A 20,323-nucleotide genomic window follows, 5' to 3' on the forward strand; every position below is an offset into this window, starting at 1 on the left:
ACAAAACGGCGCCCGTCAAAATCCGACGGGCGCCGCGTTGAACTACCTCGATGCTCAGCCGGCCGACCCGGAGGCGAAGGCGGCGAGCAGGGGCAGAATCTGGACCAGGGTGTCGAACATGCTTCTCCTTCTAGACGAATAGTCACTTCTTATCAGTGCCGAATTACGCAGCACATAATTCGGATGAACGTGAGAAGAACTCATCGTCACCGACGGCCGGTCCCGTCGGTGCGTTCGCACCCGGCCCGGTTGTTACTCGGCAGGCGTCTCGGCGGTGCCACTGCTCAGCAGCGCGAGCAGCGCGGCCAGATCCAGCCCTTCGGCAGAACCGGTGGCGGGCTCCTCCGCCACGGTCTCGGCCTCGCCCGAACCACTGCTCAGCAGCGCGAGCAGAGCCGCCAGGTCCAGGCCCTCGAGCGAGCCGGTGGGCTCCTCCGCGACCGGCTCGGTCTCCGCGGTGCCCGAGGTGAGCCCGCTCAGCAGTTCCGACGACCCGGTGGCCGGTTCTTCGGCGGCCGCGACCCCCATGCCCATCATCGACATGCTCGCCGCCGCGACCATCGCCACACCGAATGCACGAATCTTTGCCATTGTGAACCCCTCATCTTTCAGATTTGCGGCGAATTTCCGCCGCACAAGATGTCTAACACCACGGCAGACCGCTCGGCAGACGTCTGAAAGGGGGGCAAGACAGCAGCCGAGGGTTTGCTCAGGCGCCCGAACCGCTGGTCAGCAGGCGTATCAGACCCGTCATCGCCCACAGCATTGTCGTAACCGGCCACGTCGGCCATTCTTCCGCGATACCGAACACCCGAAACCCCTTGTTACTCATCAATTCACCGTAAAGTCGACAGCTTAGTGATCACACGATGCGGAACCGATTCCGGTACTCCGCGGGGGTGGTGTCGAGCCTTCGACGGAAAGCGCGCGCCAACGTATCGACGGTATTGAATCCACAGGTGGCCGCGATGCGCTGCAGCGTTTCGTCGCTCGTCTCGAGCCGTTGCCGCGCGACCTCCACTCGCGCCGCCTCGATATAGGCGGCAGGCGTCATCCCGAGCTCGGTCCGGAAAATCCGCGTGAGCTGGCGTTCACTCACATGCGCTTGTTCGGCCAACTCGGTCACCGTGAGTGGTCGCGCGATATTGCCCGCGATGTAGTGCCGCAGCTCGTCGATGCGGCGGGTGGTGGAGACCGGCTCGAGCGAAACACTGAACTGACTCTGCCCGCTCGGCCGCTTCAGGAACATCACCAGCTGGCGGGCGACGCGCAGCGCGAGTTCCTCACCGAAATCGTCGGCGACCAGGGCCAGCGTGAGGTCGAGACAGGCGGTGAGCCCCGCACCGGTCCACACATTGTCGTCGCGGATATAGATCGGATCTGCGTCTACCCGCACCGCCGGATGCTCTGCGGCGAGTTGGTGCGCGGTCGACCAGTGCGTGGTGGCACGCTTACCGTCGAGCAACCCCGCCGCCGCGAGCACATGCGCCCCCACACACACCGAAGCCACCCGGCGGGCACCGGCGGCCATCATCGAAACTGCCTCGACCACAACAGGTTCCACCACTGCGCGGACTTGTCGCCGCTCATCGGTCTCGACCGCGCCCGGCACGACGATCGTGTCGATCCGCCGCCCGGTCAACCCGTCGAACGTCACGTCGGGCAGCACCCGGACACCCGCCGAGGTCGTGACGGGATCCAGCGTCTCGGCGGCCAGCACCACTTCGTAGCCGGTCGGCTCGTCCATCTCCCGCTGCAACAGCGAGAACACCTCGGGCGGCCCCGTCACGTCCAGCAGGTCGACCCCCTCGAACAGCACCACCACAATGAGTCGTCCCACCATCCACCTCCTGCCCATGTCCGAATCTGCAGGTTACATGACATTGCAGACATCTCCGCGCGGCCATAGCGTGGAACCCATGACCTCCACAACCCTGCGCCAGCTCAGCGGCCTCGACGAAACCCCCGCCGCCCTCGCCACCTCGACCCTGATCCTGGTCGACTACCAGAACACCTACACCCGCGGTGTCATGGAACTGACCGGCTGGGAGCAGGCGATCGACGCCGCCGCCGACCTGCTCGAGCAGGCCCGGCAAGCAGGCGCCACCGTCATCCACGTGATGCACAACAGCGGCGAGGGCAGCCCCTACGACATCACCACCGATATCGGTCAGATCCACCCCAAGCTCGCCCCCACCGCCGACGAAGCCGTCGTGGTGAAGTCCTTCCCCAACTCCTTCGTCGACACCGAACTCGGCGACCTGGTCGACGCCGCGGGCAACGAATCCGTCGTCATCGCCGGCTTCATGACCCACATGTGCGTCACCTTCACCGCCGAAGGCGCCTTCCTCCGCGGCAACAAACCCACCGTCGTAGCCAACGCCTGCGCCACCCGCCCCCTCGCCGAAGTCACCGCCTCTCAACTCCACGCCGCCGCCCTCGCCACCATCGGCGACATCTACGGAGTGGTAGTCCCGACCCCGGCCGACCTCACCGCCGGATAACCAGCGGACCCCAGCTTCCAGGACGACCTGGCCACCGAGATCGGCCGGATCCACCCAGCCGTCGCGCCCACCGCCGACGAAACGGTGTCGCCGAAAAGGCACCCGACGCCTTCCACGGCACCGAACTCGCCGACCGAATCACCGCCGCGGGCAAGGGATCGCTGGTGGTCGCCGGGGTTCATGACCTACATGTGCGTCACCGCCATAGCGTTCCTGCTCGACCACCTGCCCACCGTGATCGCCGGCGCGTGCGCCACCGCCGACGAGATGCACGCGAGCGCGCTGGCGACGATTTCCGACCTGTACGGGGTGATCGTTCCGTCCGTTCGGGAATTGCTGAACAACTGAAAAAAGCAAAAGCCGCACACCTTTCGATGTGTGCGGCTTTCTCCCGATTTATCAGCCGGCGTCGCCACCGGCATCGGCGCTCGGGGTGGTCGCGTCGCCCGAGCCGCTGGCAAGCTGCTCGAAGATCTTCGCCCAGCCCGCGGCGGACTGGTCGGCCGAGCCGGTCTCCTCCTCGGCGATCGCGGCGGCGTCGGTCTCGGTGTCCGGCTGGTCGGGCGCACTCGAACCGGCAACCAGCGCCTCGAGGAAGTTCGCAAGGTTCTCGGCGGAACCGGTGGTCGGCGCCTCGGTGTCGGCCGGCGGGGTGTTGGCGTCCTGTGCGGTGGCCACACCCGAACCGAACATCACCAGACCGGCCGCAACAATGAGTCCGAACCCAACCTTGCGGAACTGCTTCATGAAGTGAACCCCTTGTGAGAAAAGAATTTTGCCGACGTCATCGCCAGCCTCAAAGTTTCTAACACGGTGCACCGACAGCTGCGAACCCCCAGAAATTCAGATCAGCGGTTGCGCGTTAGCCAGGGAGTAGCCTTTTCCGTACCGCTAGCACGAGTTTTTCACATCGATGCATCGCATCCCCGCCGTCGAACCAGTGGAGCTGGCGGGGATCCGCACCGAACCTGCTGAACAATCGATGAACACCGGTGTATGCGGTTCCACCCGGGAGCGAAAGGGCTTTCTCGGGCTCCACCGGAAGGTGCGCAACTCCTGTGAATGCCCAGCTACCCCTGATTCACACCATGATAGATGTCACATCATTACTGCGTAACGGTGGCGTGAGCGAAATCGATTGACATCAACCTGTTCCGTCCACGAACCAATCTGAGGCCATTGGCCGCGGGCCGCAACCCGGTTCGATGATGGCCGACAACGAAACAAGGCAGGGCGCCGTCGAATGTTCAACGAGCGCCCTGTGCGTGCCGGTTACCCTGCGCCCAATTTTCAGGACTCGCCCGAGCCGCTGCGGAGCTGCTCGAGCAGCGCGACCAGGTGCAGCCCTTCCGACGAACCGGCCTCCAGCTCCCTCGCGACGGTCTCGGCCTCACTCGTACTGCTGCTCAGCAGCTCGAGCAGCGACGCTAGGGCTAAGCCCTCCACCGACCCGACGATATATGCAAGGCATCGGGGCCGAATTATCTTGCAGCCAAGCACTACTCGCTACTGCTGCGAGGTGGTGAGCCGATGCCTACCATTCGCCCCGTTTCGTCTGCTCTACGAGATCTGAGCTGTGCGACGGATCGCGTAGCTTGCGCCATAAGCGTCTGGGCCACATAAGCGGGAAATGTCCCGCACGCATCAGCATTCTGGTGATGCGCCACCATCGCTGGAGCCAGCAGTAGCACTGCCACGGCCACAACGAATTAAGCACGATTCGCATTCTGCTCGGCGCTGGCAGCATCGGACGGGCACTGTCGACTTCGAAGCGGTGGCCGAAAATTATATCGCGTGCCCACTCGTCTTCTGTCAGTTGATGTACTGCATGATCACCGACGATCCGCATACCAACAAACCGGTCAACGAGACGATTGCAGGCATCCGTATATGTCAGTCCATATGTTTGGGATATCAGCAGAGCGGTGCTGTGGAAGAAGTCTTCAGCGCGATGATCCCTCCATATATGTAGACGTAGCACAGGTTTCGCCCCTCCTGGCGGACGTCGACACCCCCTGCCCATCGCTTACAGAAGTTGCATTAGTGCATCGAAATGAATGGAAACACCTTCTTGAACTTGTCGAGGATATCCGGCCGTTTACGCAGCGCCACCGCAGCCTGACTCCTGGTTATCGAAGGATCGTAAACTTCCACGCCGCGAGCGTAGGCAATTCCGGTCAGAGCATCTGACACCGCCTCGCCTGGCCCGGTGCTATTGAACATGCCGACCACCTCGAGAGCCGCACCAGCGTTACCTTGAAAGTTGAGGAGATCATAAATGTACTCAGGAAGGTCCTCGACCTCGTTCGCCATGACTACATTGAGTGCCCATTGGCTCAACTCACGATCGTCTATAGCTTGAGCAAAAATACACCCGAGGACGAAACCCATCTGTTTGGGTCCGATTCGAGTGGCTTCATTGCCCACGATCTCCGGGCTCCCTTCGATATTGCCATGCCGCTCGGTCGGCCCGCATCGGGTCGCTGGCGGCGGATGGGGAGATAGGCGGTCGAGTGGCATTCCTGGCATCGAGCATCTCCTGCGGGATCGAGCAGTCGGCTGACGCAGCGGCCGATGCTGTGCCGGTATGGCAAATGCCCCGTCGGGGGACGGGGCATTTGTTTTCTACGTGCTGATGAATCAGGGGGTGGTGGTGCCCGGGTCGGTCGGCTCTTCGGCACCGGCCGAGCCCGAGGACAGGGCCTCGAGGATGGTGGCCAGGCTGTCAGCAGAACCGGTGTCCGGAGTCTCCGCCGGCTCCTCGGCGATGTCGGCCGGATCGGTCGGCTCTTCCGCGCCGGCCGAACCCGAGGACAGGGCCTCGAGGATGGTGGCCAGGCTGTCAGCCGAACCGGTGTCCGGGGTCTCCGCCGGCTCCTCGGCGATGTCGGCCGGATCGGTCGGGTCCTCCGCAGCAGCCGAACCGGACGACAGGGCCTCGACGATGGCGGCCAGGCTTTCGGAGGAGCCGGTTGCGGGCTCTTCGGCGGCGGAGGCCACGCCGGTGCCGAACATGGCGATACCGGCCGCGAGGGCGATGCCGAAACCGAGCGTGCGGATCTTCTTCATGAAGTGGAACCCCTTGGTATTAAGCATGATTGCCGACTGCGTTGCCGACTGGAAAGTTTCTAACACGGGGGGCGGACAGTTCCGCAGACACTTGTTTTCGGGGCACTTGCCAGGGTAATGCTGAACATTTGCCGCCAAGGAAGAGGTGACCGGAGAGCGGTGCGAGGGTTTCAGAACGATCGTTCGGAATCCAGAACTCGATGCCAGCTGGAAAAGTTGAACACTGCAGTACAAGCGGTCGGTTGCGGCTCCGAGGCGGATTCGGCCCGAAGCACCACGCGCTCGCGATCTTTCGTCACGGCGCCGAACTCATCTTGTTACCCAGCTAATACCTGGCGTACACCATGATTGATGTCACACGCAGGGCCGGTAACAGAACGATCAGCCAGAACGATTGTCGCGCAACCGGTTTGATTGACACTGTATAGCTACTGGTTGCCCGTCATATAACCACGTGCGCAACGGAAAAGGCCGCATATCCCGAATGGGATACGCGGCCTTCCGGCAATGAAGAACTCAGCGCACGGTGGCGGTGAGGTGGGGGAAACCCTTCTTGGGGTGCAGCATCGACAGATCCCAGCCGGTGTCGGCCTTCTCTGCGTAGATGTTCACCGAGGAGGGCAGGAGAATCGGCTTACCGAATTTGACCGTGTACGTGGCCTTTTCGGGCACCCGGCCCTCGATGGTGCCGAGGATGGTGGCCGCCGACCACATGCCGTGGGCGATGGTGGTGGGGAAACCCATTGCCTTGGCGCCGATTCCGGAGACGTGGATCGGGTTGCGGTCGCCCGAAGCGGCGGCGTAGCGGTTGATGATCTTCTGATCGACACGCTGCACGCGCAGCGGCGGCGGGGGTACCTCCTCCGGCGGGGGTGCGGACTTCGGACCGCCGGACAGCGAGGTGCGCTGCTGGTGCAGCATGGTCGCCACCTGACGCCACACCAGTTCGCGGCCGACGCGGATCTCCGTAACCGCGTCTACCAGCAGGCCTTTCGGGTGCTCGCGCAGGTTCTCGGTGTGCACGGTGAAGTCCAACGGCTCGGCCGCCGAGATCTCCCGGGTGCGTTCGATGACGTTCGAGAAGTGCACAGAACCCACCGCGGTGAACGGGAAGTCCCGTGCCACGAGCAGTTCCATCATCAGCGGAAAAGCCAGGACGAACGGGTAGGTGAGCGGCAGGGTGTCGCCGAAGCGCAGGCCGGTGGCGTGGCAGTAGGCGGCGAGGTGGTCGGGGTCCACCCGCACACCCTCGATGGCGACCCGGCGGTCGGGCAGTGCGGGCTTGCGGCCCGAGAGCGGCGCGGGCAGCGGGACGGCGCCGAGAGCCGCCTTCGCGTACAGCGCGCCGTTGCTCGGGATCTCGGTGAGCGTGATGGTCTGGGTCATCAGGCGCCGATCAGGCTCTGCCCGCAGACGCGAACCACGTTGCCGCTCACCGCGTTCGACGCCGGGCTGGCGAAGAAGGCTATGGTCTCGGCGACGTCGACGGTCTGGCCGCCCTGCAGCAGCGAGCTCATCAGGCGGCCCGCCTCGCGGGTGCCGACGGGGATGGCGGCGGTCATGGCGGTTTCGATGAAGCCGGGGGCCACCGCGTTGATGGTGATGCCCTTCTCCGACAGCAGCGGCGCCTCGGCATCGACCATGCCGATGACGCCCGCCTTGGACGCACCGTAGTTGGTCTGGCCGCGGTTGCCCGCGATGCCCGCGATGGAGGACACGTCGATCACGCGGCCGCCTTCCTTGAGCACACCCTTGGCGACGAGGCCGGAGGTGATGCGGTGCGGGGCGGCGAGATTGACGTTGATGACCGAGCTCCAGCGACCCTCGTCCATGTTGGCGAGCAGCTTGTCGCGGGTGATGCCGGCGTTGTGGACGACGATGTCGATGCCGCCGAAACGCTCGGTGGCGAACTCGGCGAGGCGCTCGGCGGCGTCGGGCGCGGTGACGTCGAGCGCCAGGGCGGTGGCACCCACCTTGTTGGCGGTCTCCGACAGCGCCTCACCGGCGGCGGGGATGTCGGCGACGATCACGGTGGCACCGTCACGGGCGAACACCTCGGCGATGGTTGCGCCGATACCGCGCGCGGCACCGGTGACCACGGCGACCTTGCCTGCGAGGGGCTTGTCCCAGCTGGCGGGGGCCACGGAGTCGGCCTTGCCGACGCGGATGACCTGACCGTCGACGAACGCCGACTTGGCCGAGAGCAGGAAGCGCAGGGTCGACTCGACACCCGTGGCCGAGGAGCCGGCTTCGGGGTGTACGTAGACGAGCTGGGCGGTGGCGCCGCGCAGCAGTTCCTTGGCCACGGACCGGGTGAAGCCCTCGAGCGCGCGCTGGGCGATCTGCTCGTCGACCGAGCCGACCAGCTCCGGCGTGCTGCCGAGCACCACGACGCGGCCCGACGGGGCGAGGCTGCGCATGGCGGGCTGGAAGAACTCGAACAGCTGCGACAGCTTCTCGATGGAGTCGATGCCGGTGGCATCGAAGACCAGCGCGCCGTACTTGGTTCCGGACTCGAGCGAGTCGGCGATGGTGTAATCGGTGAGCAGGGCACGGATCGGCTCGGCGAGGCGACCCTTGCCGCCGAGCAGCACCGGGCCCGGAAGCGCGGGCTCGCCTGCCTTGTAGCGGCGCAGCTCCGCGGGCTGGGGCAGGCCCAGCTTGCTCGCGAGGAACGCGCCGGGGGCGGAGTGGATGAAGGATCCGTAGAGGTTGGGTGCGCCCTTGCTCTTGGCTGCCACTGTTCCTACCTTCACATTCGCGGGTACGGTGTCGACAACGAACTTACTCCAGAGTAAGTTGGATGACAACCGATCACCCGACGAGACCATGGAGAACTCGAGTGACAAGCAAAGCCCGCTCGACGGCGGCCAAGGCAAGTACCGCCAAAACCGCGAAGACGCAGCGCCCGGTCGCGATCGTTGGCGGTAACCGAATTCCGTTCGCGCGCTCCGACAAGGCCTACGCGCACGCGTCCAACCAGGACATGTTCACCGCCACCCTCGACGGGCTGGTCAGCCGCTTCGGCCTGCAGGGCGAACGCCTCGGCATGGTCGTCGGCGGTGCCGTGCTCAAGCGCGTGGGCGAGCACAGCCTGATCCGCGAGAGCGTGCTCGGCTCCAAGCTCTCGCCCTACACCCCCGCACACGACCTGCAGCTCGCCTGTGGCACCGGCCTGCAGGCCGTGGCGACCGTCGGCGACGCGATCGCGATGGGCCGCATCGAAGCGGGCATCGGCGGCGGTACCGACACCACCTCCGACGCGCCGATCGGCGTGAGCGAGGACATGCGCGAGTGGATGCTCGACGCCAACCGCGCCAAGACCAACAAGGACCGGCTCAAGCTGGTCGGGCAGCTGCGGCCCTCGATGCTGGGTATCGAGATCCCGCGCAACGCCGAGCCGCGCACCGGGCTGTCGATGGGTGAGCACGCCGCCATCACCGCCAAGGAATTCGGCGTCTCCCGCGAGGCGCAGGACGAGCTGGCCTACCTCTCGCACAAGAACATGGCCGCCGCCTACGACCGTGGCTTCTTCGACGACCTCATCACCCCGTTCCTCGGCCTGACCCGCGACGACAACCTGCGTCCCGGTTCGACCGTCGAGAAGTTGGCCACGCTGAAGCCGGTGTTCGGCACCAAGCTGGGCGACGCCACCATGACCGCGGGCAACTCCACGCCGCTCACCGACGGCGCGTCGGCGGTGCTGCTGTCCAGTGACGAGTGGGCCGCCGAGCGCAAGCTGCCGGTGCTCGCGCACCTGGTGGACTCCGAGGTGGCCTCGGTGGACTACATCCACGGTCCCGACGGCCTGCTGATGGCGCCCACCTACGCGGTGCCGCGTCTGCTGGCCCGCAACGGCCTTACCCTGCAGGACTTCGACTACTACGAGATCCACGAGGCCTTCGCCTCGGTGGTGCTGTGCACGCTCGCCGCGTGGGAGTCCGACGCCTACTGCAAGGAGCGCCTGGGTCTCGACGGCGCGCTCGGCTCGATCGACCGCAGCAAGCTCAACGTGAACGGTTCCTCGCTCGCCGCGGGCCACCCGTTCGCCGCGACCGGCGGCCGCATCGTCGCCTCGACGGCGAAGATGCTGGCGGAGAAGGGTTCCGGCCGCGCGCTGGTCTCCATCTGCGCCGCGGGCGGCCAGGGCGTCGTCGCGATCATCGAGCGGTAGTCACACGCTGAAACAGCTGCGGCGGCACCCGGAATCCGGGGCCGCCGCAGTTGTTTTCGGGCCTTTGTCAGCGGCACATCGGGTTCGGGTGCGGCTCGGCAGCGCCCCAGGGACCGCAGATGATGAGCTTCATGATGCCGAGGGGGAAGTCGATGAGGGCGGAACCGGTGCCCGCGGAGCCGGACTCGGCGATGACCGCAGGCTGCGCGGGGGCGGCGAGGGCCGGGGAGGTGGCGCCCGCGGCGATGCCCGCGACGGCAGCGGTGGTGACGAGGACTCGGATCATTCGACGGTGCATGGGGAACCTCTCGGGTAACTGAGCAGAGCTAACTGTCACATCGGGGGTTTCAGCGAGAGCGTTTCCGAAACTTGTGGGGGCTTGACTCGCCGAAATTTATTGTGTAACTGACTATTCCGCGCCGATGGCGGCTGCGAGCAACGGCCAGGAAGCGTGCAGATCCTGTTCCCAGTAGTGCCAGGTGTGCGCGCCCGCAGGCCGGAAGACGGTGTGCGCGGGGATGTTCAACTCGGTGAGGCGAGCGGCCAGCCGCTGAGTGCAGAAGTTTGCCGCCGCTTCGATGGCGCCGCCGAGCATGATCTGGTTGGCCAGGCCGAGAGCTTTGCCGGGAGTCGCGCCGGGCGGAAGGGTTTCGGCCGGCCCGGGGAGCCCGGAGGCACTGGACAAGTAGATTGTCTTGCCGCGCAGTCGATCCGCGTGGAGGTAGGCGTCGTTGGCGCGCCAGTCGGGGTGGTCGGGCGGGCCCCACATGTTCACCGGATCGGCACCCGCTCGGGCCAGCACCAGATCGATGAACGCGCGACTCATCGGATCTTCGACCGTGGCGCAGCCGCTGAAAGCACCGACGGCACGGTAGAGGTCGGGCGCGGCGATGGCCAGGTTCAGGGCAGCGGTGGCCGACATGGACAGGCCCGCAACGGCATTCACCCCGGTGGTGCCGAGGGTGGCGTCGATGATAGGCGGTAGTTCCTCGGTGAGGAAGGTCTGCCATTTGTTGCGGCCGAGCTTGGGATCGTCGCGCTGCCAGTCGGTGTAGTAGGAGAACGCGCCCGCGGCGGGTGTGACGACGTTGACGTTCTTGTCGGCGAAGAACTCGACGATGTCGGTCTGGTCGTACCAGTTCGCCAGGTCCTCACCCCCGCCCGCCCCGTTCAGCAGATACAGGGTCGGGCGGGGTTCGCTGGTGTCGAAGGGTGTGATGACCCGCAGCGGGATCACCTGGTCCATCGACGCGGAGTACACGTGCAGCGTCTGCTGCCGCTGGCCGGGCCGCTCGACGCTGTCGAGGCGGGAGACGTCGGCCCCGGCGGTGCCGACCGTGAGCACGATCGACGCCGAGATCGCTGCCACGATCGAACACAGCCGGGCGAACATCAGCTGCCGATCAGGTTGCGCAGCACGTCGGAGAGGATGTCGGTGGCCGAACCGGTGGAGCTCAGCTGACCGTCGGAGGACCCGAGGCCGTTCTCGCCGAGACTGCCGATCACCGTCTCGCCCGCATTGGCGCCCCGCGCGGTGAAACACGCGGTGAGGTTGGGCATTTCGTTGCTCACGCCCACCGTGCCCGCGACTCCGACACCACCGCTGGTCACCTGCTGACCGGGCTGCAACGAGGACGGGACCGGGTAGGTGATGGTGAGGGTCACGGGGTTGCCCGAGTTCACGAACCAGCCGGTGCTGGTGACCTTCCAGCCGCCCGCGTTCGGTTCGGGCGTCACATCCTCGGTGACCTGGCCGCCGATGGCGTGATAGGCGGTGACAGTGGTCTTGACGGGGGCACCGAAGCCGCTCGGCGGGAAGTCGGTGATGGTGTTGACGTAGGGATTGCCGATACCGGTGGTCCCGACGACCACCTTGTAGGTGACCGTGGTGCCGACGCCGATCTCCTCGGCGCTCGCGATCTTGTCGTAGACGTGGGTGACGCCGACGGTGCTCGCGTCACGCTTCTCGGCGTGGCTACGCACCGAGCAGGTGGTGTCGGCGGCGGCGACGCCGGAGCCGAGGGCAACGCCCACGCAGGCGACGACCAGCGCGGTCGTGGCGATTCCCGCGGCGGTGCGCGAAGTCCGGAACATGATTTCCTCCAAAGCCCCACCTGGACGGGTGGGGCGAATCCTCATCGAGTGGTGCTCCCCCTCTGGCGACAAGGTAACGGTGGAATTGGACAGTTGTCCTGGAAAACAAGAACACGTTCCACTATTTGTGGAACATCCTTGTTTTACTCTTGAAGGCTGGTTTGACCAGGTAATATCCGGAAGTTTGTGCCCCGCTCCGGCCTCCCGTGGTGACGGGAGGCCGGGTGCGGACGACTACTTCGGCAGCTCGATGTGGCCGCCGAACGCCTTGCGCATGGCCGAGAGCATCTTGTCGGCGTATTCGGCCTCCCCGCGCGAGGAGAAGCGCTGGAACAGCGCGGCCGACAACACCGGAACCGGGACGGCGGTGTCGATGGCCGCGTCGATGGTCCAACGACCCTCGCCGGAATCGGACACCCGGCCGCTGAAGGAATCGAGGTTGGGGTCGGCGAACAACGCGCCCGCGGTGAGGTCGAGCAGCCAGGAGGCCACCACCGAGCCACGCCGCCACACCTCGGTGATCTCCGGGATGTCGAGCTTGTACTGGTAGTACTCCGGGTGCTCGAGCGGGGTCTCCTCGGCCGAGTGCTCGCCGCCGTGATCGGCGCCCATGTCGGCGTGCTTGAGGATGTTGAGGCCCTCGGCGTAGGCGCTCATCGCGCCGTACTCGATGCCGTTGTGCACCATCTTCACGAAATGGCCCGCGCCAGCGGGGCCGCAGTGCAGCCAGCCCTGCTCGGACGGGGTCGGCTCACCGGTGCGGCCGGGGGTGCGCGGTGCGGCATCGACGCCGGGCGCGATCGACTTGAACAGCGGCTCGAGCGCGCGCACCTGTTCGTCCTCGCCGCCGATCATCAGGCAGAAGCCACGCTCAAGACCGAAGACGCCGCCCGAGGTACCGACATCGAGGTAGTGGATCCCCTTGGGTGCCAGCGCCTTCGATCGCTTGATGTCCTCGTGGTAGCGGCTGTTGCCGCCGTCGATGATGGTGTCGCCCGGCTCGAGCAGGTCGGCGAGCTCGTCGATCGCGGCGCCGGTGGCACCGGCGGGAATCATCACCCACACCACCCGTGGCGCGTCGAGCATCCCGACGAATTCCTTCAGGTCGGTGCTGCCCCGGAAGCTGTCGCCGAGCTCGGCGGCCAGCTCGTCGATGTGGCCCTGGTGGCGCTCGTGCCCGACGGCGCTGTGCCCGTCACGCACGATGCGGCGCACGATATTGGCGCCCATCCGGCCGAGGCCGATCATTCCCAACTGCATCAGTTCTCCCTCGTTGTCCGGTCCCTGGTGGCGAGTCTCACCCCTGATTGTCGCGCGCGGCGGAGCCCACCTGCCCGGCGGCATCGTGTGCCCGGTCGAAATCAGCCGAAAATCGGCTGTAACGCCCCGGTGAGGGCGCCGATAAACAGATCGGCTCCGTGTAGTTGCCAGACCCCCGACCCGGCAACTACACGGGGCCTTCCTGTTGTCTGCCCCACTTCGCCGGGCTGCCGAGTGCGCGCCGGGCCGTTACCCTTGGCGAGCACCCGGTAAACCCAACGGGGCCCATGAAACGGAAGGACCTCCGTGCCCAGCGAGTCGACCGCCGGACGACCGGCGGACCGAGGGCGGGGCGAGGTCGGACTACGCAAGCTGCTCGAAGCAAATCGCACTTTCGATGCCGACACCACCGCCCTGCCCACCCAGCCCATCAGCACCATCGCCCGTGACCACCGCCCACAGGCGCCCCAGCCGACCCCGCCGGGCGACCAGCAGCTGGTCAAGCGGATCGGGATCGCCGTCGGTGCCGTGTTCGCGGTCGGCACCGCCGCCTACCTGGCCGACTTAGCGCTGAACGTGGGCGAGGTGCCGCGCGGCATCGTCATCGCCGGCGTCGAGGTCGGCGGGATGGAGCAGGGCGAGGCCGACGCCAAGCTGCGCAGCGTCCTCGGACCGCGCGCCGACCAACCGCTGCCGGTGCGCATCGGCGATGTGCAGGCCAGCATGGTGCCCTCGGCGGCCGGTCTCGGCATCGACTGGGACGCCACCTGGGACGCCGTCGGCGGTCAGCCGCTGAACCCGGTCGGCCGATTGGTCTCACTGTTCGGGACGCGCGAGGTCTCCGTGTCCAGCACCGTTGACAACGCGGCGCTCGATCAGCAGCTGAGCACGTTCCGCACCCACGACAACCCCACCGTGGAAGGCACCGTTCGCTTCGAGAACGGTGCACCCGTCGCGGTGCCGCCGGTCCCGGGCCGGGTGCTCGACATCGACGGTGCGCGCAGCACCATCACCGAGCGCTGGGCCGAGGTGAGCCTGCTCGACCTGCCCGTCGTCGCGGCGCCGGTGGAGGTGCGAACCGAAGCGGTGCAGGCGGCGTTGCGCGATATCGCCACGCCCGCTGTCGCCTCGCCGATCACGTTGGCGGCCAAGGACACCCGGGTGGCGCTGACGCCCGAGCAGATCGCGAGCGTGCTGAGTTTCGTACCCGACGGCAAGGGCGGGCTCGCCCCGCAGATCGACAACGACGCCGTGATCGGGCTGCTCGGCCCGCAGGTGGTGACCACCGAGATCGAACCCAAGGACGCCACGTTCACCGTCGGCGCCGGGAAGCCGACGGTGGTACCTGCCGTGGTCGGCGAAAAGATCGACTGGGCGAAGACGCTGGAGAAGCTGCCCGCGCTGCTCACCCAGCCGGGTGAGCGAGCGTTCGAGGCGGTCTATCAGCGCATCGAACCGAAGCTCACCACCGAGGCCGCCGAGAAGCTCGGCATCAACGAAACCATCGGCGAATTCACCACCGGCGGGTTCAGCGGACCCTCCGGGGTGAACATCCGTACCGTGGCCGCCAAGGTGAACGGTGCCGTCGTGAAACCCGGAGATACGTTCTCGCTCAACGGTTTCACCGGTCCGCGCACCGCCGCGGAAGGGTATGTCGAGTCCGGCATCATCGACAAGGGCAGGCCGAGCACGGCGGTCGGCGGCGGCATCAGCCAGTTCGCCACCACGCTGTACAACGCCGCCTACTTCGCCGGCATGGAAGACGCCGGGCACACCGAGCACAGCTACTACATCTCGCGCTACCCCGCCGCGCGCGAGGCGACGGTGTTCGACGGCGCGATCGACCTGGCCTTCCGCAACAACTCCGAACACGGTGTGTTCATCCAGGCCGTCGCCACCGGGTCCGACATCACGGTGCGGCTGTGGGGAACGAAAACCGTTGATGTGGAGTCGATCACGGGCGAGAAGTCCAAGCCGACGGAGCCGACCGAGATCACCCTGCCCAAGGGCAAGGACTGCATCGCCTCCGAGGGCGCGCCCGGATTCACCATCTCCGACACCCGGGTGATCACCGATCGCAAGACGGGGCAACAGATCTCGCGGCACACGCGGACCGTGAAGTACGACCCCATCCCGATCGTGAAGTGCGAGTGAGGTTTTCCTAGCAGTTGCAGTCGCAGCAGCAACCGTCGCCGCAGCATTTGCCGCACTCGCCGCAGTTGCCGCAGCACTCGCACGCGTCGCAGCAGTCCTTGCATTTCTTGCGCCAGGCCTTCTTCCGCCTGCCGTCGCAAGGACTGTTGTGGTCGACGCAGCACGCCGCACCGGTGCAGTAGACGCCGCAGATCTGGCCGATCGCCTTCAGCGGGCCGGGCCCGGACGACTTCTGCTCCGGCGCGGAAGGGAATCGGTAGGGCTCGTGATTCGCCGAGGCGCGACAGGTGTGCCCGGTGATGAGCCCGAGCCCGCGGCCCAGGTTGCGCAGGAGCGCCGCGAGCGGATCGAGTAGCGCCCACCGCACCGTCGGCACCTGGTCGAGTTCGGCCTCGACCGCCGCCCGGCGGATGCTCGCCTCGCTCTCACGGACCAGTTCGTAGGCGCGCGGCATGTCGGTGCCGGTCGCGTCGAGCGGGTTGAAGCGGCCACGCGCGCGGTCGCGTTCGAGGTCTTCGATCGCGTCCGCGAGGTGGGCGATGCGGCCGACGTGGCGGCCGATTTCCTGCAGGGCCGCAACGTTTTCCGGGCGGCCGGCCAGGGTGGCGGTATGACCGAACAGGGTGGCCGCGCACAGCTGGGTGGGACCGGTGAGGTCTTCGAGGCACCCTTCCGCCGCACGCGCTTCGAGTCCAGGCTGTGCGGCGATCGCGGTCAGCAGCGGGGCCACATCCAGGCCGATGGCGTCGGCCTGGCGTTGTGCACGGGTCGCCCACGAATCGGAGATCTTGCGCATCGGGCGGCGCGCGAACGCTCCCGCGTCACCGTCGTCGACGTGATCGCGAATCTTGGCCGCGCCCAGCAGGAGTGACGCCGTGGCCGCCAGCTGCACACCCGGTGCGTCGGCCGCGACCACCGAGGCCCGGCGCATGCCGCGCAACGGACAGGGGGCGGCGTTCGTCCGGGAACCGGTGCCTGCCTGTGCCTCGGTGAGCACGCTGAGCACGATCGCATCGGTATTGGTTGCCGCTCGGGCCAGCTGGCCGTGACCGTCGCGCAGGCCGAGACACAGCCCGCACATGTGCGCCTGCCACTGGTCCGGATCGATGCCGCACTTCGCCGCACCGTGCGCACACGGCTTCAACACTCCGAACACTGCCACCCCGTCGTTCGTGAACTACCAGACAAGCACGATCGCAGGTCGCGACGGCCGGGGCAACCGCTACTCGGGTTTGCGACCCGCCAGACCGCGCCAGGCCAGATCGTCGAGCAGGTCGACCGCCTCGGCCACCTCGATCCGGCCACCGGCGACCCGGTCGGCGATGGCCTCCCCCGCACCGATCACGGCGGCGGCGACGACCTCGAAATTGGTGCCGGGCTCGGCGTGCCTGGCACTGGATTCCAGCAGCTTCGCGGTGAGTTCGATGACGCGCTCGCGGGCGTTCTCGATCTCGGCGGCGAATGCTTGCTGACCGATTGCCTGCCGGTAGAGAACCTGCCAGGACTGCCGGTTGCGGTCGACGAAATCGAGGAAGCCCTCGAGCGCCGTTCGCACCTGCTCGTGCGGCTTGAGTTTGGGATTGCCCGCAGGCGCGACGGCCTCGATCAGGCGAAGTCCCTCGCGCTGGATGCACGCGCGAAAAAGCTCGTCCTTGGAGCCGTAATACAGGTAGAGCATGGGTTTGGAGATCTTCGCCTCGGCGGCGATCGCGTCCATCGATGTGTCGTGGAAGCCTTTGCGCGCGAATACCTCGACAGCGGCATCGAGCATCTGCTGCTCGCGAACCGCCCGGGGAAGCCGCTTCGTCCCGCCTGCCATCCACTCTCCTACCGCAGGGTGAGACTCCATCTTACTGCAAGGTAAGTTCCACCCGTGCCCATTTGCCGCACAGTCGCCACGCCGCTCAGCAGCCCAGTGCGACACCCTTGTAGCGGGCCATCCGCAGCACCGACGCATCGACTCGATCAGCGGGCAGTTTGCCACTCGACACCGACAGCTCCAAGCGGTCGAGTACCTGCGGCACCGCATCGGTGGTGATCCAGAGCGCATTGTCGGCCCCGGCAACAAGCGCGGCTTCGACGGCTTCGGCGATCGTCATGCGGTCGGTGATGGCGGCCATGCCACCCAGATCGTCGGTGAAGATCGGGCCGTTGAACGGCGCGGCGCCGTAGCCGGTGCCCTGGCGCAGCAGCGACATCACGGCCGGGCTGATGCTGGCCGGGGTGTCGGGTTCGGTGAGGCCCGGCACGTCGAGGTGGCCGACCATCACGGCGGCGCCGGAGTTCACCAGATTGCGGAACGGCACCAGGTCCTTGGTCTTCAGCTCGTCGAACGGCGGCGTGCGCACCGCACCCGTGTGCGAATCGCCGGAACCGGAGCCGTGACCGGGGAAATGCTTGATGACCGAACCGAGGCCCACCTCGTTGGAGGCACGGATGTAGGCGTCGGCGTACTCGGTGACCACCTGCGGGTCGTCGCTGTAGGAGCGGTCGCCGATGACGCTGTTGTCGGGCTGGGCGCTCACATCGGTGTCGGGCGCGAAATCGACCGTGATGCCGAGGTCCTTCAACGCCTTCGAGCGGGTGAGCGTGTTCTGGTAGTGCTGTTCGGGCGTCTGGGTCTGGGCGACCACCCGCGCCGAGGGCGCCTCACCGATCACGGCCGACGCGCGCGAGACACGCCCGCCCTCCTCGTCGATCGTCACCATCAGGGGCGCCTTGGCGAGGGCTTTCACCGCGTCGAGCTGGGCGCGATCGAGCAGGCCCGGATCGGTCCAGCTACCGACGAAGATGCCGCCGACCTGCTCGGTGGTCACCACATTCGTGGCGTCGTCGGCGCCGGTGATGCCGACGGTGAGCAGCTGGGCGAGCTTCTCGCGCTGCGAGAAGGTACCGAGATAGTCGGCCCCGCAAGGTTTTTGGGCTCCGGTGGTGGCGACCGGGGCGCCGGCCTCCGACGACGGCGCCGTGCCGCTGCTGCTCGCCGCGGTGGTCGTCTCGGTCGACGACCCTCCCGAACACGCGGTGGCGACGGCGGCGACAACTGCGAACACGACCACAGGCGATTTCCGCATGCACTCCACGGTAGACCCGGACCGGAACCGGTGGCGTCGTCAGGTTCGGTTCAAGCGGCAAATGGCCGGGTAACCTGGGGGAAAGACCCTGCGCAGGAGGTCGTCATGCCGTGCGATCGGATGCTCATCGCCTACGACGGTTCCGAACATGCCAAGCGCGCCGTGCAGTACGCGGGCCGGTTCCTCTCCGCCGAACGCGCCATTCTGCTCACCGCCTGGGAACCGATGGTCCGCCAAGCCGCCCGCATCTCCGGGCTCGCCGGGGTGATGCAACCGGAATGGGTGCCCGACGAGGAGATCGAGGACATCGCCTACACCGATGCCCGCAAGATCAATGCCGAGGGCGTGCAGCTGGCCAAGCAGGCGGGTATCGATGCCGAGGCGCGCACCGTGGAGTGCACGACAACCATCTGGAACGCCATCGTCGACTGTGCCGACGAGCTCGATGTGGACATCATCGTCGCAGGTACACGTGGTACTACCGGCTTACGTGCACTGCTGCACAGCAGTGTGGCCGAGGCGGTGCTCAAGCACGGGCACCGGCCGGTGTTCCTGGTGCCGCCCGAGCACTGAGAGTTGCGTCGCTCTCGCGGTTCGGCGGTGGGTAGCCGGCGTTATGGTCGAAGCACTATGAACCGATTTCTGCTGGCCCGGCCGGACGCGGTGCTGCGCGCCGAGGGGGTGCGCGCGAGTTTCGCCGATCCCACGGCGGCGGTCGCGGCGCTGCGCGGGTGGCGCGACGGCGGATCGGCCCGCGACGGGTCGCCCGGGTTGGTCGTCGGCGCGATGCCGTTCGATCCCCGTGAACCCGCCGCGCTGTGGCAGCCCGAGACCGCCCTGCACACGACCGGACCATGGCGTCCGGCCGCGCTGCCGCCGTTGCCGCAGATGCGCGTTGTCGCCCGATCGCCCAGTGCGGCAGAGCATGTGGCGCGTGTTCGGAAGCTGGTGGAACGGCTGGCCGATCCGGCCGACGAGTTACGCAAGGTAGTCGCCGCGCGCAGCGTCGTCGTCGAAGCCGATGAGCCGCTCGATCCCGAAGTGCTCGCGGGGTATCTGCTGACCAGGCATCCGACGGCCAATGTGTACGCGGTCGACCTGTCGGTGGCGGGCCGGGCGGCGGAGACACTGCTCGGTGCCACGCCCGAGGTACTGGTCACGCGCCACAGTGATCGCGTGAGCCTGCATCCGCTCGCGGGCACGTTGCCGCGCCTGCCCGATGCCGAAGCCGACGCGGCGCAGGCCCGTAAGCTGTTGTCCAGCAGCAAGAACAACGACGAGCACGGATTCGTCATCGAGTGGATCCGGCAGCAGCTGGCGCCCGTGTGCGCTGAACTGCACATCCCTGACGGGCCCGAACTGCTGAGCACCGAACAGGTCTGGCACCTCGCCACCCCCATCAGCGGGGTGTTGCGTGACCCGTCGACCACCGCGCTCGACCTGGCGCTGCTGCTGCATCCGACGCCCGCCGTGAACGGCACCCCCTTCGCCGCGGCGCTCGACGCCGTCACCGCCGACGAACGGCGAGGTTTCTACGGCGGGGCCGTGGGTTGGTGCGACAGCCACGGCGACGGTGAATGGGTGGTCGCCATCCGGGGCGGGGAACTGTCGGCCGACCGGCGCGTCCTGCGGGCGAGCGCGGGCGGCGGGATCGTCGCCGACTCCGATCCGGCCGAGGAACTGGCCGAGACCACCGCCAAATTCCGCACTCTGCTCGCCGCCCTGCGTTGCGAACTGCCCGAACGCTGACCTACCGGCGCACACCTGCTAGGTTGGCCACCAGACAGGCCCCGACGTCGACGTATTGGAGTGCGCGATGAAGTTTGCTGTTCCGGCTGTTGCCAGCGCGGTCGGCGGCGCCCTGCTGAGCGCGATCGCCGTCTTCGCCATCACGGCAGCGGTGCAGCAGAACTCGGCTCCCTCGATCGACCGCAGCGGTGACAAGGACTCCTCGCTGCTCAACGCTCCTGAATACGGCAGCCGCTGACGCGCAG

24 protein-coding genes are annotated in these 20,323 nt (G+C 66.8%); 8 read left to right on the forward strand and 16 right to left on the reverse strand.

The features are described 5' to 3' along the window. Positions 1–252: 252 nt before the first annotated feature. The 3 genes from HYG95_RS16530 to HYG95_RS16535 form a co-directional block, all read right to left on the reverse strand. On the reverse strand, positions 253–591 hold the full coding sequence (locus HYG95_RS16530) for a hypothetical protein (RefSeq protein WP_181698815.1): 339 nt from the start codon (positions 589–591) through the stop codon (positions 253–255). Positions 592–709: 118 nt separating this feature from the next. After that, on the reverse strand, positions 710–832 hold the full coding sequence (locus HYG95_RS24895) for a hypothetical protein (protein ID WP_255495422.1): 123 nt from the start codon (positions 830–832) through the stop codon (positions 710–712). Between the two features lie 30 nt (positions 833–862). Continuing rightward, the gene (locus tag HYG95_RS16535; RefSeq protein ID WP_181698817.1) at positions 863–1,843 is read right to left on the reverse strand and encodes a helix-turn-helix domain-containing protein; all 981 of its coding nucleotides are present in this window, start codon (positions 1,841–1,843) and stop codon (positions 863–865) included. Between the two features lie 76 nt (positions 1,844–1,919). Here HYG95_RS16535 and HYG95_RS16540 point away from each other — a divergent pair, with 76 nt between their 5' ends. Continuing rightward, positions 1,920–2,504, forward strand: coding sequence for a cysteine hydrolase family protein (locus HYG95_RS16540; RefSeq protein ID WP_181698819.1), 585 nt, complete (start codon positions 1,920–1,922; stop codon positions 2,502–2,504). 180 nt (positions 2,505–2,684) lie between these two features. Next, the gene (locus HYG95_RS16545; RefSeq protein ID WP_181698821.1) at positions 2,685–2,852 is read left to right on the forward strand and encodes a hypothetical protein; all 168 of its coding nucleotides are present in this window, start codon (positions 2,685–2,687) and stop codon (positions 2,850–2,852) included. Between the two features lie 51 nt (positions 2,853–2,903). Here the strand turns inward: HYG95_RS16545 and HYG95_RS16550 are convergent, their stop codons facing one another. Together HYG95_RS16550 and HYG95_RS16555 are read right to left on the reverse strand one after the other, a co-directional pair. Next, entirely contained in the window at positions 2,904–3,251 is a 348-nt protein-coding gene (locus HYG95_RS16550; RefSeq protein WP_181698823.1) for a hypothetical protein, read from the reverse strand. A 543-nt stretch (positions 3,252–3,794) separates the two neighbouring features. Further along, positions 3,795–3,950 (reverse strand): hypothetical protein, encoded by a 156-nt coding sequence (locus tag HYG95_RS16555; protein WP_181698824.1) that lies wholly within the window; start codon positions 3,948–3,950, stop codon positions 3,795–3,797. Between the two features lie 184 nt (positions 3,951–4,134). Here HYG95_RS16555 and HYG95_RS16560 point away from each other — a divergent pair, with 184 nt between their 5' ends. Next, positions 4,135–4,476 (forward strand): hypothetical protein, encoded by a 342-nt coding sequence (locus HYG95_RS16560; protein ID WP_181698826.1) that lies wholly within the window; start codon positions 4,135–4,137, stop codon positions 4,474–4,476. Between the two features lie 68 nt (positions 4,477–4,544). Here HYG95_RS16560 and HYG95_RS16565 read toward each other — a convergent pair whose 3' ends face one another. The 4 genes from HYG95_RS16565 to HYG95_RS16580 all read right to left on the reverse strand — a co-directional run bounded on the left by HYG95_RS16565 (position 4,545) and on the right by HYG95_RS16580 (position 8,314). Then, positions 4,545–5,033, reverse strand: coding sequence for a hypothetical protein (locus tag HYG95_RS16565; RefSeq protein ID WP_181698828.1), 489 nt, complete (start codon positions 5,031–5,033; stop codon positions 4,545–4,547). 111 nt (positions 5,034–5,144) lie between these two features. Further along, complete coding sequence (locus HYG95_RS16570) at positions 5,145–5,600, reverse strand: hypothetical protein (RefSeq protein WP_181698830.1); 456 nt, start codon at positions 5,598–5,600, stop codon at positions 5,145–5,147. 489 nt (positions 5,601–6,089) lie between these two features. Beyond that, positions 6,090–6,959 carry a MaoC/PaaZ C-terminal domain-containing protein gene (locus HYG95_RS16575; protein WP_181698832.1) on the reverse strand — a complete coding sequence of 290 codons (870 nt, stop codon included), beginning with the start codon at positions 6,957–6,959 and terminating at the stop codon, positions 6,090–6,092. Next, positions 6,959–8,314 (reverse strand): 3-oxoacyl-ACP reductase, encoded by a 1,356-nt coding sequence (locus HYG95_RS16580; protein WP_181698833.1) that lies wholly within the window; start codon positions 8,312–8,314, stop codon positions 6,959–6,961. The genes HYG95_RS16575 and HYG95_RS16580 overlap by 1 nt, the downstream gene beginning before the upstream one ends. Positions 8,315–8,415: 101 nt before the next feature. Here HYG95_RS16580 and HYG95_RS16585 point away from each other — a divergent pair, with 101 nt between their 5' ends. Further along, positions 8,416–9,747: an acetyl-CoA C-acetyltransferase gene (locus tag HYG95_RS16585; RefSeq protein WP_181698835.1), complete on the forward strand. Its 1,332-nt coding sequence runs from the start codon at positions 8,416–8,418 to the stop codon at positions 9,745–9,747. Positions 9,748–9,814: 67 nt separating this feature from the next. Here HYG95_RS16585 and HYG95_RS16590 read toward each other — a convergent pair whose 3' ends face one another. From HYG95_RS16590 to gnd, 4 genes are all read right to left on the reverse strand, one after another. Then, positions 9,815–10,033, reverse strand: a complete 219-nt coding sequence (locus HYG95_RS16590; RefSeq protein WP_181698837.1) for a hypothetical protein — start codon at positions 10,031–10,033, stop codon at positions 9,815–9,817. 123 nt (positions 10,034–10,156) lie between these two features. Then, positions 10,157–11,140 carry an alpha/beta hydrolase family protein gene (locus HYG95_RS16595; RefSeq protein WP_181698838.1) on the reverse strand — a complete coding sequence of 328 codons (984 nt, stop codon included), beginning with the start codon at positions 11,138–11,140 and terminating at the stop codon, positions 10,157–10,159. After that, the gene (locus HYG95_RS16600; protein WP_181698839.1) at positions 11,140–11,841 is read right to left on the reverse strand and encodes a hypothetical protein; all 702 of its coding nucleotides are present in this window, start codon (positions 11,839–11,841) and stop codon (positions 11,140–11,142) included. Before HYG95_RS16600 ends, HYG95_RS16595 begins: the two co-directional genes overlap by 1 nt. Positions 11,842–12,075: 234 nt before the next feature. Further along, positions 12,076–13,101 carry a phosphogluconate dehydrogenase (NAD(+)-dependent, decarboxylating) gene (gnd, locus tag HYG95_RS16605; RefSeq protein ID WP_181698840.1) on the reverse strand — a complete coding sequence of 342 codons (1,026 nt, stop codon included), beginning with the start codon at positions 13,099–13,101 and terminating at the stop codon, positions 12,076–12,078. A gap of 306 nt (positions 13,102–13,407) precedes the next feature. Here gnd and HYG95_RS16610 point away from each other — a divergent pair, with 306 nt between their 5' ends. Further along, positions 13,408–15,255 carry a VanW family protein gene (locus HYG95_RS16610; protein ID WP_181698841.1) on the forward strand — a complete coding sequence of 616 codons (1,848 nt, stop codon included), beginning with the start codon at positions 13,408–13,410 and terminating at the stop codon, positions 15,253–15,255. A 7-nt stretch (positions 15,256–15,262) separates the two neighbouring features. Here the strand turns inward: HYG95_RS16610 and HYG95_RS16615 are convergent, their stop codons facing one another. From HYG95_RS16615 to HYG95_RS16625, 3 genes are all read right to left on the reverse strand, one after another. Further along, positions 15,263–16,411 carry a DUF5685 family protein gene (locus HYG95_RS16615; RefSeq protein ID WP_181698842.1) on the reverse strand — a complete coding sequence of 383 codons (1,149 nt, stop codon included), beginning with the start codon at positions 16,409–16,411 and terminating at the stop codon, positions 15,263–15,265. A 66-nt stretch (positions 16,412–16,477) separates the two neighbouring features. Continuing rightward, positions 16,478–17,074 carry a TetR/AcrR family transcriptional regulator gene (locus HYG95_RS16620; RefSeq protein ID WP_067497168.1) on the reverse strand — a complete coding sequence of 199 codons (597 nt, stop codon included), beginning with the start codon at positions 17,072–17,074 and terminating at the stop codon, positions 16,478–16,480. Positions 17,075–17,159: 85 nt separating this feature from the next. Beyond that, complete coding sequence (locus HYG95_RS16625) at positions 17,160–18,329, reverse strand: glycoside hydrolase family 3 N-terminal domain-containing protein (RefSeq protein ID WP_181698843.1); 1,170 nt, start codon at positions 18,327–18,329, stop codon at positions 17,160–17,162. Between the two features lie 105 nt (positions 18,330–18,434). Here HYG95_RS16625 and HYG95_RS16630 point away from each other — a divergent pair, with 105 nt between their 5' ends. The 3 genes from HYG95_RS16630 (at position 18,435) to HYG95_RS16640 (ending at position 20,316) form a co-directional block, all read left to right on the forward strand. Beyond that, the gene (locus HYG95_RS16630) at positions 18,435–18,902 is read left to right on the forward strand and encodes a universal stress protein (RefSeq protein ID WP_181698844.1); all 468 of its coding nucleotides are present in this window, start codon (positions 18,435–18,437) and stop codon (positions 18,900–18,902) included. A 57-nt stretch (positions 18,903–18,959) separates the two neighbouring features. Continuing rightward, on the forward strand, positions 18,960–20,078 hold the full coding sequence (locus HYG95_RS16635) for an isochorismate synthase MenF (protein ID WP_181698845.1): 1,119 nt from the start codon (positions 18,960–18,962) through the stop codon (positions 20,076–20,078). 67 nt (positions 20,079–20,145) lie between these two features. Then, complete coding sequence (locus tag HYG95_RS16640; protein WP_181698846.1) at positions 20,146–20,316, forward strand: DUF2613 domain-containing protein; 171 nt, start codon at positions 20,146–20,148, stop codon at positions 20,314–20,316. Positions 20,317–20,323 lie beyond the last annotated feature (7 nt).

Source organism: Nocardia sp. GTS18, from assembly GCF_013839555.1.
GTDB classification, from domain to species: domain Bacteria; phylum Actinomycetota; class Actinomycetes; order Mycobacteriales; family Mycobacteriaceae; genus Nocardia; species Nocardia rosealba.

Excerpts from the sequence above, each read along its gene's own strand:
- HYG95_RS16565 (WP_181698828.1), bottom strand. The coding sequence starts at position 5,033 with ATGCCAGGAATGCCACTCGACCGCCTATCTCCCCATCCGCCGCCAGCG.
- HYG95_RS16570 (WP_181698830.1), bottom strand. The coding sequence starts at position 5,600 with ATGCTTAATACCAAGGGGTTCCACTTCATGAAGAAGATCCGCACGCTC.
- HYG95_RS16630 (WP_181698844.1), top strand. The coding sequence starts at position 18,435 with ATGCCGTGCGATCGGATGCTCATCGCCTACGACGGTTCCGAACATGCC.
- gnd (WP_181698840.1), bottom strand. The coding sequence starts at position 13,101 with ATGCAGTTGGGAATGATCGGCCTCGGCCGGATGGGCGCCAATATCGTG.
- HYG95_RS16550 (WP_181698823.1), bottom strand. The coding sequence starts at position 3,251 with ATGAAGCAGTTCCGCAAGGTTGGGTTCGGACTCATTGTTGCGGCCGGT.
- HYG95_RS16540 (WP_181698819.1), top strand. The coding sequence starts at position 1,920 with ATGACCTCCACAACCCTGCGCCAGCTCAGCGGCCTCGACGAAACCCCC.
- HYG95_RS16595 (WP_181698838.1), bottom strand. The coding sequence starts at position 11,140 with ATGTTCGCCCGGCTGTGTTCGATCGTGGCAGCGATCTCGGCGTCGATC.
- HYG95_RS16590 (WP_181698837.1), bottom strand. The coding sequence starts at position 10,033 with ATGATCCGAGTCCTCGTCACCACCGCTGCCGTCGCGGGCATCGCCGCG.
- HYG95_RS16575 (WP_181698832.1), bottom strand. The coding sequence starts at position 6,959 with ATGACCCAGACCATCACGCTCACCGAGATCCCGAGCAACGGCGCGCTG.
- HYG95_RS16600 (WP_181698839.1), bottom strand. The coding sequence starts at position 11,841 with ATGTTCCGGACTTCGCGCACCGCCGCGGGAATCGCCACGACCGCGCTG.
- HYG95_RS16545 (WP_181698821.1), top strand. The coding sequence starts at position 2,685 with ATGACCTACATGTGCGTCACCGCCATAGCGTTCCTGCTCGACCACCTG.
- HYG95_RS16625 (WP_181698843.1), bottom strand. The coding sequence starts at position 18,329 with ATGCGGAAATCGCCTGTGGTCGTGTTCGCAGTTGTCGCCGCCGTCGCC.
- HYG95_RS16560 (WP_181698826.1), top strand. The coding sequence starts at position 4,135 with ATGTCCCGCACGCATCAGCATTCTGGTGATGCGCCACCATCGCTGGAG.
- HYG95_RS16530 (WP_181698815.1), bottom strand. The coding sequence starts at position 591 with ATGGCAAAGATTCGTGCATTCGGTGTGGCGATGGTCGCGGCGGCGAGC.
- HYG95_RS16640 (WP_181698846.1), top strand. The coding sequence starts at position 20,146 with ATGAAGTTTGCTGTTCCGGCTGTTGCCAGCGCGGTCGGCGGCGCCCTG.
- HYG95_RS24895 (WP_255495422.1), bottom strand. The coding sequence starts at position 832 with ATGAGTAACAAGGGGTTTCGGGTGTTCGGTATCGCGGAAGAATGGCCG.
- HYG95_RS16535 (WP_181698817.1), bottom strand. The coding sequence starts at position 1,843 with ATGGTGGGACGACTCATTGTGGTGGTGCTGTTCGAGGGGGTCGACCTG.
- HYG95_RS16635 (WP_181698845.1), top strand. The coding sequence starts at position 18,960 with ATGAACCGATTTCTGCTGGCCCGGCCGGACGCGGTGCTGCGCGCCGAG.
- HYG95_RS16620 (WP_067497168.1), bottom strand. The coding sequence starts at position 17,074 with ATGGCAGGCGGGACGAAGCGGCTTCCCCGGGCGGTTCGCGAGCAGCAG.